The organism is Tenacibaculum haliotis (assembly GCF_025215075.1).
In the GTDB taxonomy this organism is placed as follows: Bacteria; Bacteroidota; Bacteroidia; order Flavobacteriales; family Flavobacteriaceae; genus Polaribacter; species Polaribacter haliotis_B.
In genome coordinates, this window is sequence record NZ_JAOBTH010000011.1 from 1 (window position 1) to 13375 (window position 13375).

Here is a 13375-nt window from a genome sequence, read left to right on the forward strand (position 1 = left end):
TATAGACAAAAAATCTTAATAGAGAATATGTGCTTATTTTATCACGATTTCTTTTGTTAGCGTAATCATCTTTAGCGTTCCAATGTGCTAATTCTGCATCGTAATTATCTTCTTTATTTTGTACCCATTTGTTGATTTCTCTAGAAATTGTAGAAGGTGTTCTACCAAGAGTTTTAGCAATATAAGCTTTGGTCTTTTTTTCGTTTAAAAGAGTCTGAATAATCACTCTTTCTTTAAGGCTAAGTCTTCTGTGTTTTTTTACTGTCATTTTACAAATCTATAATTTTAGATTTGTTGCGTTAAGTTATTGAATACAGCACGATTTTTACCAATTACTTACAACGTGCTTGTATAAGATTAGTTGCGTGTTTTAAGCACTAAAGTTAGCAAATAAATCACAGATAGAAAGTCCGCGAGGACTTTCGTAAGTAGGCTAGAACTAGCAATTAATTTTATACGGTGTTAGCAAATGTTTTTATTACGCATTGTCAATTCTATATTGATGTTTATCAATGTCATTAATCATAAATGCCAACATTTCACTTCTTTTTAAATCGGTCTTTTTAGTATATAAATCTTTTCGGATATTTAATAATAGGTCGGACAAATGAGTTAACATTATTACGGCATATTCTTCGTCGTCATCCGCAAAATCCTCGGATTTTATGTTAAAAAAAGCCTGCATAATTCGGTTATAAGATTTTACAACTTCGTCAGAGCCAAATGTTGTTAGATTAAAAGCTGCTTTTCGATAATCTAACGAAAGCAATTTATTAATTCCTTTTTGCTTTTCTTTTTCGTTTAGAGTAAATGTAAAAACAACAATAAATGGTTCTAATAATGTTTCGTAGGTTTTTATCTTAAAATCTCTTGTTTTTTCTTCCGAAAGCAGAATGTCTTCTCTCTTAGATTTAAAAAACCAAGTTATTAAACCTCCAATTGTCAAAAGTAACGGACTAAGTAAAGCTATAATTAATGTGCTATCCATTTCTCACTAATTTATTTTTTCCATATATCTTTCTCCGTAATCTGGTAAATCAATGAGAAAAGACTGCGGATTTGATTTCATATGCATACGAGATGAAACGGAATTGAATTTTTCGTGAATTGAATCTCCATTGAAGTTGATTTCAAAAATGTCATTGTCAATTTCTTGAACTGTTATATTTCCTTGAACGAGAGTTAAGTTATTTTCTTCTTTTACCCAAAGAGTAGCTCTTTCCAAATCTGGGACGTGTAGAGTTATTACTTTAGAATCTCCAAAAATATAAAGGGGAAAATCTTTGCTTCTCCAAGTTCCGATAATTTCTTCGTTGTTCATTTTGTATTGTCCTGATATAGGTTGACCTTTTTTCAGGTTAATTTATACCGTTCAAACTATTTTTTTAGCCGTTTAGAAGGCAAAAACTATTTTGAACTATGTTTGTTTTTAAATTGTTAGTTCAGTCAAATTTACATTATTTTTTCGATACGATTTGTATTTGATGTTTGGATTTAAATGTACTTCTGCTGGTTTTCTTAAATCTAGGCTAAAATGAGTTCTTAAATTGTTGTAAATATCTACGGCCTGTTTAGCTAACTTTTGAGCAATAGGAGTGTTTTTAAGACAGTTTCTAAGTCCATGTTCATATTTCAACGTTCTATTGATTCTCTCAGCAATAGCGTTTTCATACGGATCATATTGCTCTGTCATACTCATTGTTATTCCATTATTTTCAGCAAACAGAGTATATTCAGGACAACAGTATTGCATACCTCTATCAGAATGATGAATCAATTTTTTCGATGGATATTTTCTATTTTTTAAAGCCATCTTTAAAGCGTCCTTACAGAGTGATACTTTCATATGGTTATCTAGTTTATATCCCATAATTTTCTTTGAATATGCATCMGTTACAATAGCTAAATAGTTGTGTCCATTTTCTGTTTTAATGTATGTAATATCGCTTACCCAAATTTGTTCGGGTCTAGTAGGTATTTTGTTTTGAATGAGGTTTTTATACTTTTTAAATAAATGATTAGAGTTTGTGGTAGTTATGTAGTTTTTGAGTTTAGGAACCAGTAAATTATGCAGTCTTAATACATCAAAAAACTTATCTCTACCGATTATAATATCTTGTTCAATTAACTGATTTTTGAGTTCTTTATATAGTTTTTTGCCTCCAGTTCTGGAGCTTACTTTTTTACGATATTCTTTGACCATCGTAATTATTTTAATGTCGTTTATAGTTTTGCTTTGTTTTACTTTTTCTCTTTTGTAAAAGGCTTGTTTACTAATCCCAAAACACTGATAGAACCATTTTCTTTTAAACGGTTTTTCTTTTTTAGTGCTATCTCTTTCGCTAATGTTTTGGGTAATGACTTTTTTGACATATCAACTCCTGTGATGATTTCCATATCAGCAATAATATCTTGCTGAAAGTCCTTTACAAACTCCAGTTCTTCAATACGTTCCTTTAGTTTTTTAATTTCATCTAATTTACTCATACTAGTATTTTGTTGTACTAAAGTACTATATTTTTTGACCCAATAGGCAATTGTAGTTCTTGGAACGTCATATTTTTTGGAAGCTTGGTTGTTGGATAGCTGACCATTTAAGATTTGGTCAACAACTAAAAGTTTGGTCTCTAAATTTACTTTTTGATAGCTTTTTTTTCGCCAGTGTTCATTTTGTGTTTTCATAAGTGACTATAATTAAATGTTTAATTTTTAGTCAACCTATTTCAGGACGATTCATTTTTTAAATATTTGCTAACGGGTTTGGCTATGGTTAGTGCGGTTTGAAAATCGACAAGATTTTCGGGCAGGCACTAAGCTAGAGCCTTTTTGTTTAATTTTTATATTGTTTCAAAAAGCTAAATCGAAAAGGATTTAGCGACTTAGTAAATATACACAAAACTTTGGAATAGGAGAGAACCTCGCATTAACTATAGCCGTTGTTGGCGGTAGTTATTTTTCATAATATTCATAGCCAATTAATTTAACAACTTGTTCTATTTTTTCTTTGTCTTTAGTTTTATGCAGAATTGCAATATATTCATCTGATTGTGTATCAATAAAACCAAGTTGAAGTTCATTTTTCCTCAATGATTTATCAAAATCTTCAAATATACCATCTTCTGATACTGTTAAGTCTTCACCATATTTTTTTGCACTTGGCAAAATGATTTTTAAATTGTAATTTTCTTTTATTACTGAATTTAATAACCACTCCAAATTTTCAATTTCCGATTTCCAATCTATTCGCATTATGAACTCTAAGTCGTTTTCGTCTAAAAAATCCATAAAGTAGTTTAGTGTTGTACAATATTCACTATTATTATCATAGTTTTTGAGAGTTTCGATAAAATTCAGAATTTTCTTTTTCTTTTTATTATTGAAAACACATAACTCTGTTAATTCTTGATATGCTTTCTTTTGCATATCGTTCAAAAGTGGACGGTTTTTTTCGATGTTTATTTTTTCATTAACTGCTTCTTTTTCCTTTTCTTTTTCAATTTTAAATGTTGATTTCACCAATTTAGTAAGTTCTATAAAAGTGTTCTCGATTTTATCAATAATTTTTTGGTCATTTATTGATTGGTGTAAATCTGGGATATTAAACCATTTTACATTGTTTCCACCATTGCATTTTCGTATTTCAACTTGGTTTTCAATTCGCGCAATAAAATAAAATTCTGAAGGGAAATTATAATCTTCGTTATCAAACAGAATGATTGAATTTGGAATATAAACATTACGTTTATTCGAATTGTATTCAATATCGTCTATGAACAAAAGCACTTTTGTAAAAACTTCTTTTTGAGGTTTAAATATTCCAAAGAACGAAGATTCTATGGGTGCTGTAATGTCAATTCTTTTTGCATAATTTTTTGCAATATTTGTGTTCTCAAATATGTATCTAAAAGATTCAATATTTAGAATAGAAGACTCAAAAGGTTCTCCGTTTAGTTTTTTTGCATCGTAATATATTCTTGCCATTACTTTAAGTTTGTTAAGATGACTGTGCGTGTGTTTAATTACCGCCAACGTGTTTGTATATGGTTTGTTGCGTGGTTTAAGCACCTAATTTAGTAAATAAAAACCGACCAAGAAAGTCCGCGAGGACTTTCGTAAGTAGGCGAGAAGCCAGCAATAAATTATATACGGTGTTGTACTTAGTGCTTTTTCAATATTTCTATCAATTTTGTATTTACGTAAACACTTTCTCTTCCGATTTTTTGAGAAGTTAATATTCCAATTTCCTCTAATTTTTTTAAATATCGTGAAGCCGCTTTTCTTTCTACATTTAATTTTTCTACAACAAATTCTATTTTAGAATAAGGATGTTCAAAGAGTAATTCAATTAATTCTTTTCTGTAAATTTTAGGTTCCTTTTCTTGTGCATATATTATAGTTTTATCCAATAATAATTTAATTGAATTTATTTTCTCAATCGTTCTATTTGATGTTACTTCAACAGCTTTTAGCATATAAATTATATATTCAGACCATTCGTCTTTATTGTTAACTGTATTTAATAAACGATAATAATCTGCTTTATTCTCATTGATATATGAGCTTAAATATAAAATAGGAATATCTAAAAGGTCGTTTATAATTAGGTATAAAATATTTAGTATTCTTCCTGCTCTTCCATTTCCGTCATAAAAAGGGTGAATACTTTCAAACTGATAGTGTAGAATAGCTAAATTAATTAATGGATTTAAATCGTTTAGTTTAACATTAAAATGTTCTAAAAAATTACCTAATAAATCTAAGATTTCGTCTTTTTCTTGTGGTGGTGTATAGACAATTTCTCCAGTTTTATCGTTTTTTAGTACAGTTCCAGCCATTGAGCGAATTCCAGCATTATTTTCGATAATGGTTTTTTGAATAGTTTCGATATCTTTTAGCTTTAAAAATCCTTGTTTCTGAATTAATTTAAAACCAGAAAAAATAGCACTTCTGTAATTTATAACTTCTTTAACTTGAGTTGGTTGTTTTGTGTTTGTAGCTAAAGCTTTATATAATTCATCTTGTGTTGTAATAATGTTTTCTATTTCCGAACTATCTTTAGCTTCTTGTAAGACAACAGCATTTATCAACATCTCTTGATTAGGAATAGTTTTAGCAATTCCTTTTAATTCTCCTAATGAATTTGAGGATTTACTCAATTGACGAAGAATTTCAATAGTTTCTACTTTTTCTCTTTTTGGTGGAAGTTTTGCAAGTTTATTGATTTGGGACATTTTATCTCTTGTAAATTATATATGTACCAAAAATACAAAAAATAGTTCAATTAAATTCAATATGCGACTTTTTGTCCCGCATTAAGTACAACGAGTTTGTGTATGGTTTCGTTACGGAAAATAGCGCAGCAATTTTCCGAATTTAAACCAAAGATAGTAAAAGTGCGAGGATTTTCTGCAAGAAAATCCCCCGTAATGAACTATACACGTTGTTGGGTTTTCGTTATGTTAGTTTTCTGTTTTACTTTTTAATGTCAAAATAATTTTCCCATAATTATTTCCATAAAGAATTTAAATTCCGCAAACTTGGTAAATTCCGCGATTTATTCTCTTTTTTTAGTATTTAATTCTGTTTTTATTTTACTTTTCCGCAATTATTCATAAAGAATTTTAATTCCGCAAACTTGCTAAATTCCGTGATTTATTTTTTCTATTATATTCAATTCTATTTTATTCTTTCTGAGATTTTTCTAAAGTAAGAGCTTTGAAAATTTAACTCTAAATACTCCAACTTTTTACAGAACAATTCTCTACTGGAATTTTTCTGTTTTTGAAAAATATTATTAGAAAACAAAAATTTTCAAATTATATTTTTACGGTTTTCTGAGAAAATTCCAATATAGTTTTTCCACAAGTTTTTCTAATATTTTAAACTCAATTAAAAATCTAAAAGTTTGAATTTTTACGATTTTTTGTTAATGAAACCCAACGGTTTTGTATATGGCTCGTAGCGTGTAAATTAGCGATTATTTTCGGATTAAGCACAAGCCAGATTTTTAAATTTTACTATTTATCTTTTTTATTGGAAATCGTCAAATTTAAAAATTTGGCGACTTTCCAAATATGCCTTAACTTCGATTAAGCAACTAATTAGCTATGAGCTATATACGTTGTTACCTGCTGGCTTTATTTCCTGAATTTTCTAAATGAAACTAAAATTTCATAAATTCCGATTCCAATAAATACTTTGCCAAATATGAATGGAATCCACTCCCAAACATTTACCAAATATTCTCTACTATTCACTAAAGGATTATGAAAATCAGTTAGCAAAAAATATCTAAATAGTCCAATAAAGTATTCACTGTATCCTGATGTATTTAATAAGTCAATTTCTCTATCGTAATTATGAATTCCATAAAATATTGAATAGAATAGAATTGCAACAAATAAAGTTCTTTTAATTGCTTTAACCCAATCAGTTCCGTTGTTTGAAAAGAATGAGTTTACTCTTAAAATTGTTAAATCTCTTCGTAATTTTTTTCGATTAGCATTGGGTTTTAGCCTAATCTTGGTTTTTAATTCTTCTTTATATGAGTTTAGCTCGTGAGAACGAAAAATGTCATAATCTATTTTATTATCTGCTCGTAATAGTTGTTGTTTTATATTTCGTAAAGTTCTTTTGTTACATTTACGAAATCTATGAATTTCAATATCATCAAAGAATGCAGACTTTTCAAATATTGTTCTATCAAGAAAAATATAATGAAGTTCTAAATCCTGAAAAGAAGCGAACTCTTGAAATTTCGATGTATCAATATGAAGTTCATAGAGCTTTGACTTATTGAAGTGTGCATATTTAAAAAAATTACAACTTTGGAATTTAACACCTGTCCTGTTCTCATTCTTTAATTTTTCAAATAAAGCAGTACTTTTAAAATCGTTAAACCTAAAATTTGCTTCTAAACCAAAGTCAGTCAATGAAAAATTAGACTTCTCAAACTCATTATATTTGATATAGCTATTTTCTATTACGTTTAGTGTAAATTGAAAATCTGTTGAAAATTTACTTTTGTCAATATCAACTCTTTTAAAAGCAGAGTCGTGTATTTTTACTCTTTTAATCTTACATCCTGTTATCATTAAGTTTCCTGACGATTTTAAATGCAGAAAATCTAAATAATTTACAATTTCACATCTGTGGATGGTTATATTAATCTCGTTTACAATCTCCTGCTCCAAATTTTCTGAACACTCAAAAGTAAAATATCCAAGTCTGTTTGGTGCTAAATGCAAATTCTTAACAGGCTTTGAAATATTAATAAACCTTATTTCCTGTACTGCACAATCTTTGAAATAAACATCGTTTTCAAATTCGCAATCATCAAATCTAAATGTATGAGTTAATTCAGTCGCTTCTCCGAAACTCAAATCCATAAAATCTACTCTTTTACCTATGAATTTGCAATTTTTGAATTTATTTGAAAGAGTAATTTCGTTCAAGTTAACATTCGTGACATTTTCAAAGTTTATTAGTAAATTATTATGCTCGGAAATCTCTGTAGATGCAAGCCTACTTTTAAATTGTATTTCGTTGATTTCTTCCATTCACGGATCTTGGATTCAACGTTGTAACGCAACAAATCGTTATTAATTTTTGATGTTACTAAGCTACGTTTTTTAGCTCAATATTGATCATTTCTTGGGGTGTTTTATAACCAATAATTTTTCGAGGTCTATTGTTTAGTTTTTGCTGAATAATTTGCAGCTGATTTTCGCTTATTTCATTAAAGTTTGTTCCTTTAGGAAGGTATCTTCTAATGAGTCCATTCGTATTTTCGTTAGTGCCTCTTTCCCAAGAAGAATATGGGTGAGCAAAGTAAATTTTCATACCTGTTTTTTCAGTAATTTTTTGGTGCCTAGCCATTTCAATTCCGTTGTCGTAAGTCATAGATTTTTTAAATTTAGCGTTTAATTGATTTAACATTTTAGAAAATACATCAGCAACTTCATCTGCTTTTTTCGAGTTTAATTTTAATATTAAAGTGAACCTTGTTTTCCGTTCTACGATGGTTCCTATAGCACTTTTATTGTCTTTTCCAATTACTAAATCGCCTTCCCAATGTCCAACTTCATGTCTAAGTTCAATATGCTTTGGTCTATTGTCAATACTGACTTGATTAACTATTACACTTCCTTTTCCACGTCTTTTTTTAGAAGGTATTCGTCTTGTTTTTTTGCGAACAAGCAGTTTGATTAGTTTTTTGTTTAAACTGGCCTGTGGTCTAGTGTAAATGTATCTATATATTGCTTCGTGAGAAATGGACATAATAGGATCATTGGGATGCAATTCTTTAAGTCTACCAGAAATTTGTTCAGGAGTCCAATTAGATAAAAGTCCTTTATAGACAAAAAATCTTAATAGAGAATATGTGCTTATTTTATCACGATTTCTTTTGTTAGCGTAATCATCTTTAGCGTTCCAATGTGCTAATTCTGCATCGTAATTATCTTCTTTATTTTGTACCCATTTGTTGATTTCTCTAGAAATTGTAGAAGGTGTTCTACCAAGAGTTTTAGCAATATAAGCTTTGGTCTTTTTTTCGTTTAAAAGAGTCTGAATAATCACTCTTTCTTTAAGGCTAAGTCTTCTGTGTTTTTTTACTGTCATTTTACAAATCTATAATTTTAGATTTGTTGCGTTAAGTTATTGAATACAGCGTCTTTTTTTCAAATATGCCCTAACGTGTTGGTATATGAAAAGAAGCAGGTTAAAAATGCTATTACTTTCAGTTTAAAAACAAAAATAGTAGAAAAGCACAAACTTTGTAGTTTGCACTTAACTGCTATTTTTTATATACCGTGTTGTGGTTTGTATTTATTGTTTCATTAACTCCATTGATTCTGTTGGTATAATTTGCTCAGCAGCACCAGTAGTGCAATCATGTATTTCTCCTCTGACCATTAAAAACAATTGTAATTTTGTGTTATTAGCTCCATAAGTAGAAATATAAATTGTTCCATTTTGTCCACATTCACTATTTAAACCTATATAGCTTAATTTATATCCTCCAGAACTAGCTAAATAACTTCCATTAATAACATAATAGTTTTCGTTAGGTAAGTTTAAAGTATTAGCCAATTCAGTACCATTGCTATCTGTAATTTTATAGCGCATTAATAATTTATCATGTTTGTATTTTAAATCTATATTATTTTTAGTCACTTTTTGAACTATGAATTCATAGTTTTTATTATTATAAGTTCCTTTCCAAGTACCTATATATTTATCTAGAACATTATTAACGTCTTTAATATATGCCCCATCAGGAAGTTCTTGATTATAATTTTCAAAATCTTCTACTGCTATTATTTGTGCTTTACAACTAATAATTACAAAAAGAGTTGCTATTATAAATATTATTTTTTTCATTTTTTAGTGTTTTTAAATTTTATTTTTATTCGCAATCGTTAGTGTCTACATTACCATTATCTTTTAAGGTTTTCTTTTCTATATCTCCATTATCTCGTATTCGATATAGATTAATGCCATTTATCCCTATTTTATCTTTAAGAAAATGTAAAAAGGCTTTTTCTTTATTTCCTTTAAATTTTTCTTTAAAATAAAGTTCATAATCTGCTAAATAACTATTAGCAGAACTAAGTCCAACAATATCATCTATATTTCCAGTAAACCTTAGCGTATAATTACCTGTGCTTGCAATAACTGTTCCGTAGACTAAATGTGTTGGTACTCCATTATATTTGCTATTTTTTACTATTTGTAGAAACTTAAGTAAATCTGCAGGTGAAAATATTTTAATTGGTTTTTCTATAATTGGGTTTCCAGTTATTTTATCAATTTTTCCATTTAAAAAATCATTAAGATGCGTATGCATATAGCCTACAGTGTTTCTATCTATAGGTATCTCTAAAGAATGTCCGTTATTAGTTTCGTTTAAAGGCACTTGCGAACCGTCTTTGTTTTGTTTGTAACCAGTTTCTTTCTTTAGTCCTGTTTTTCTTTTTAGTTGGTCGGCTTGGTCTGTGTATCTCGGGTTTTGTATTTGAAGATTTATATATCTACAAGGATTTGGGACACAATTATTATTCTCATCTAAAATATAACCCTCACCACAATTAGGTGTATACCAATTATTTCCGCCACCTCCATTAAGGTCGTTGTCATTTATGTTATCATTACCATTATAAAAATCATCGTTTAAAAAATCTATAGGTTCATACCATGAATTTCCATTGCTTCCAGAATCACCTGTTTCTATACTTGCATTTAAAGCTACACAAGGTGCTAGCATGACCATAGGCTCATCACTGTTTTCTAAAAACCATTGAAGGTATTCTATATCATAACAATCATAATCACTAGATGATCTAGCTTGTGCTGTATTAGAAGTTTCTTTTACAATATATTTTTCTTCTTTTATCCCATTTTTATAATTATAAAACTCAGTAAGTCTTCCTTTTTTATTATGAATAAAAATAGTACCAGAAAATATTTTTGGACTATTATCATTGTCATAAAGTAAGGTTATAATTCTATTATCAATTATACCATCTACTTTTATAGAAGCTACAAAAGATTTCGCCTTAGTAGCGTTTAATTGTATTGGAGAATAAAGTAATTCAGTATTTTCTTTATAATATTGTTCTTTAGAATTGTTCCAATCAATTCTATCAGTAAAATTGCTAGAATTTTTAGCTTTAAAAGAATTATTATTGTTTAAAAGAAAGTTTTTTGATTCTGAAATTGTAGGTATTGAAGTGTTGTTTTGTATAAAATTAGTTTCATTTTCACAATTTGTGAATAGCAAAGAAATTCCAAAAAAGAATATTCTGAGTTTAATAAAGTTGATTTTTCTGTTTTTCATACACTGTAAATTTAAAGTTATTAATTGATTTTAATTCTATTCAACCGTCTGAGTGGAATATGAACCACAACGTGTTTGTGTATGATTAGTGGCGTGTTTAAGTAACTAATTTAGCAAATAAAAACTGAATAGAAAATCTTCTAGGATTTTCGTAAATAGGCGAGAACTAGCCATTAATTATACACATTGTTAGTACCAGTTGTATTCAATTTTTCTGTTAATTTCTTTTTTAATTACTCCATTAAGAATATATGTTTTCTTAATCCAATTCTTAAACTGGTCATATTGTGTTTTTATATTCTTTATTTCTACATTTTCGGGGCTTTCATTATTTATACTATATTTCCACTTTTCAATTATTTTGTTTTTAGAAGTTGTTATATTCCGATATTCATTAACTTCAAGCTTTTCATTGAATCTAAGATATTCAGTTTTTATAGAATCTTTCCATTTGTAATTTGAAAATCTTGATTCTAATTTTCCATTCCAAAAATCATCTTCAATTTTAAGTTCTAGATTTTTATTTTTTATTTTTTTTATGATTTTATTTAGCTTGTTATATTTGTACTCTTTAATTATTAATGTATCAGTTTTTTCTTGATATTTATAAATAATAGAATCGTTAGGGTTTAAATGTTTTTCTGATTTGTTTCCTGTGATACTTTTATCTAAAGTGACTCCGAATCCATTTCGAGTATTAATAAATAGTTTTTTTATTAATTGATTTTCAGAATTGTACTTATATAAATTGTAATGCCTTAATGTGTCGTTTCTGAAAAACTCTCGTTTAATAAGTAAATTGTTTGAAGAATGATTGATTATTTGTTCTCTTTTAATTTTTCCATTTTCAAAAATATTCAGTGAATCAGGAATTTTTGAAGAGTTACTAAAGTATTGATTTATAATTTCTGTTATTTTTCCACTATGTTCTCTTTTAATTTTTGAAACTCTATTTAAAGTGTCATAATAGACTATTTGAGTAGGTTCTTTAAAGCCATTCCAAAAATCATATCTTTTTACGAGATTACCATTTTTATCAAAAAAAACTTTATTTGTGTATCTTGATGTGTCAATTTTTAAATCATTTTTTTTATAAAAATCAAGTCTTTCGATAAATATTGATTTCACAGAACCTGTATGTTCAATATTCCAAATATTTGAAACATAAGCATCGATAGTTTTATTTTGTGCAGATATTAAATTTGTTATTAATACTATTATAATAATTAACGATTTTTTCATCTAATTGGTACTAACGTTTTTGTATAAGATTAGTTGCGTGGTTAAAGCACTAAAGTTAGCAAATAAATCACAGATAGAAAGTCCGCGAGGACTTTCGTAAGTAAGCTAGAAACAAGCAATTAATTTTATACGGTGTTGGCTTTAGTTTATTTTTGTGATTATACTTTTATCAAATAGATATTGTTTTTTGTCAATATCAAAAATCTCATATTTCCTTTTATTATTATTCGGTTTGACAAACTCTAATTCTATTTTATCATAAATGACTTCACCTTTTTTATTTGGAACAATAAATGATAAATAATAAAAAGATGTTTTCCCAATTTCAAGAATATTATTAAAAGTCAAAAATTCATTAGGAGGTATTTTCATTGTAAAATTTTCGATTTTTGTTCCAGTTTTATCAAGTAAAGATAATTTGTGTTCATTCATCCATATAATTTCTCCTTTTATGGTTTCGTTTCCATATGAAACATATACATTCACATCTTTAAAATTCAAACTTTTTCTATAGCAACTCAAAGATAGTTTCAATAAATATTGTTCCCCTTTTATAGTTTTAAATTCATTATTATTGATTTCATAATTAAAAAAACCTTGAGGATTGTATGTTTTACTTATTATTTTTCCGAAAACTTTACTTTTCTTTATTTCATTCCACAGTAAAATAATTGTAGATATAGTTCCAAATAATAATGCACTCCAAAAACCTAAATCTAATCCTTTTTCAGTTATGTCGATTATTTTAATAGGGTCAACAATTTCAATAGTGTCTATTACTTTCTTAGTATTTGATATTTTTGAAGAATTAATGTTTTTAATTGTATCTAAAATAGCTAGTGTATCAATGTTCTTTATCTGCATTATTTCTTAATTAAAGCCAACGTGTTTGTGCATGATTTGTTAAGGAAAAGAGCGCAGCACTTTTCCGAATTTGAACGAAAGATAATAAAAGTGCGAGGAAATTCCGCAAGGAAATTCCACCTTAATGAATTATGCACGGTGTTAGGTTTTCGTTTTATAGGTTTTTCCGTTCTATTTTAATTTTCAATTACTATTTCCGCAAAGATTCTAATTCCGCTGTTTTGATTTTCACGTTTTGGTATTCTACTCAGTTTTCAAAACTTTCAAGGTTCTCAAGGTTCTCAATTTTCTCAAAGCTGCTTAGAATTTCTCAAAATTTGTAAAAAGATGACTTTGATCTCAAAACTCTCCAGTTTTAGATTTCTATTTTAGGGAATAATTCAAAACTTGAATTATTCTGATTTATAAAAATTAGCTTAAATACCTAAA

General features: G+C 27.8%; 13 protein-coding genes. All 13 read right to left on the reverse strand.

All coding sequences use genetic code 11. The annotated features are described in order from the left end of the window. A partial coding sequence (locus N2251_RS00230) for a helix-turn-helix domain-containing protein (protein WP_260584664.1) occupies positions 1-268 on the reverse strand: 268 nt, incomplete at its 3' end. A 210-nt stretch (positions 269-478) separates the two neighbouring features. Then, positions 479-988, reverse strand: coding sequence for a hypothetical protein (locus tag N2251_RS00235; protein WP_260584665.1), 510 nt, complete (start codon positions 986-988; stop codon positions 479-481). A gap of 6 nt (positions 989-994) precedes the next feature. Next, positions 995-1321, reverse strand: a complete 327-nt coding sequence (locus N2251_RS00240) for a hypothetical protein (RefSeq protein WP_260584666.1) — start codon at positions 1319-1321, stop codon at positions 995-997. Positions 1322-1429: 108 nt separating this feature from the next. Further along, positions 1430-2359: an IS3 family transposase gene (locus N2251_RS00245; RefSeq protein WP_312025075.1), complete on the reverse strand. Its 930-nt coding sequence runs from the start codon at positions 2357-2359 to the stop codon at positions 1430-1432. Then, the gene (locus tag N2251_RS00250) at positions 2242-2682 is read right to left on the reverse strand and encodes a helix-turn-helix domain-containing protein (RefSeq protein WP_260584667.1); all 441 of its coding nucleotides are present in this window, start codon (positions 2680-2682) and stop codon (positions 2242-2244) included. Before N2251_RS00250 ends, N2251_RS00245 begins: the two co-directional genes overlap by 118 nt. Before the next feature lie 267 nt (positions 2683-2949). Next, positions 2950-3981: a DUF6630 family protein gene (locus N2251_RS00255; protein ID WP_260584668.1), complete on the reverse strand. Its 1032-nt coding sequence runs from the start codon at positions 3979-3981 to the stop codon at positions 2950-2952. A gap of 176 nt (positions 3982-4157) precedes the next feature. Continuing rightward, positions 4158-5231: a Fic family protein gene (locus tag N2251_RS00260; protein WP_260584669.1), complete on the reverse strand. Its 1074-nt coding sequence runs from the start codon at positions 5229-5231 to the stop codon at positions 4158-4160. Between the two features lie 906 nt (positions 5232-6137). Further along, positions 6138-7388, reverse strand: coding sequence for a hypothetical protein (locus tag N2251_RS00265; protein WP_260584670.1), 1251 nt, complete (start codon positions 7386-7388; stop codon positions 6138-6140). 229 nt (positions 7389-7617) lie between these two features. Then, positions 7618-8622: an IS30 family transposase gene (locus N2251_RS00270; RefSeq protein ID WP_260584671.1), complete on the reverse strand. Its 1005-nt coding sequence runs from the start codon at positions 8620-8622 to the stop codon at positions 7618-7620. A 207-nt stretch (positions 8623-8829) separates the two neighbouring features. Beyond that, on the reverse strand, positions 8830-9384 hold the full coding sequence (locus N2251_RS00275) for a DUF6705 family protein (protein WP_260584672.1): 555 nt from the start codon (positions 9382-9384) through the stop codon (positions 8830-8832). Positions 9385-9409: 25 nt separating this feature from the next. Next, positions 9410-10840: a hypothetical protein gene (locus N2251_RS00280; RefSeq protein WP_260584673.1), complete on the reverse strand. Its 1431-nt coding sequence runs from the start codon at positions 10838-10840 to the stop codon at positions 9410-9412. Positions 10841-11029: 189 nt separating this feature from the next. Next, positions 11030-12082 carry a hypothetical protein gene (locus N2251_RS00285; RefSeq protein ID WP_260584674.1) on the reverse strand — a complete coding sequence of 351 codons (1053 nt, stop codon included), beginning with the start codon at positions 12080-12082 and terminating at the stop codon, positions 11030-11032. Between the two features lie 141 nt (positions 12083-12223). Beyond that, entirely contained in the window at positions 12224-12946 is a 723-nt protein-coding gene (locus N2251_RS00290) for a hypothetical protein (protein WP_260584675.1), read from the reverse strand. Between the last annotated feature and the right edge of the window lie 429 nt (positions 12947-13375).

What these genes read in the sequence shown, in the direction of transcription:
- N2251_RS00280 (WP_260584673.1), bottom strand. Translation starts at nt 10,840, where the DNA reads ATGAAAAACAGAAAAATCAACTTTATTAAACTCAGAATATTCTTTTTT.
- N2251_RS00290 (WP_260584675.1), bottom strand. Translation starts at nt 12,946, where the DNA reads ATGCAGATAAAGAACATTGATACACTAGCTATTTTAGATACAATTAAA.
- N2251_RS00275 (WP_260584672.1), bottom strand. Translation starts at nt 9,384, where the DNA reads ATGAAAAAAATAATATTTATAATAGCAACTCTTTTTGTAATTATTAGT.
- N2251_RS00285 (WP_260584674.1), bottom strand. Translation starts at nt 12,082, where the DNA reads ATGAAAAAATCGTTAATTATTATAATAGTATTAATAACAAATTTAATA.
- N2251_RS00260 (WP_260584669.1), bottom strand. Translation starts at nt 5,231, where the DNA reads ATGTCCCAAATCAATAAACTTGCAAAACTTCCACCAAAAAGAGAAAAA.
- N2251_RS00235 (WP_260584665.1), bottom strand. Translation starts at nt 988, where the DNA reads ATGGATAGCACATTAATTATAGCTTTACTTAGTCCGTTACTTTTGACA.
- N2251_RS00255 (WP_260584668.1), bottom strand. Translation starts at nt 3,981, where the DNA reads ATGGCAAGAATATATTACGATGCAAAAAAACTAAACGGAGAACCTTTT.
- N2251_RS00250 (WP_260584667.1), bottom strand. Translation starts at nt 2,682, where the DNA reads ATGAAAACACAAAATGAACACTGGCGAAAAAAAAGCTATCAAAAAGTA.
- N2251_RS00270 (WP_260584671.1), bottom strand. Translation starts at nt 8,622, where the DNA reads ATGACAGTAAAAAAACACAGAAGACTTAGCCTTAAAGAAAGAGTGATT.
- N2251_RS00240 (WP_260584666.1), bottom strand. Translation starts at nt 1,321, where the DNA reads ATGAACAACGAAGAAATTATCGGAACTTGGAGAAGCAAAGATTTTCCC.
- N2251_RS00265 (WP_260584670.1), bottom strand. Translation starts at nt 7,388, where the DNA reads ATGGATTTGAGTTTCGGAGAAGCGACTGAATTAACTCATACATTTAGA.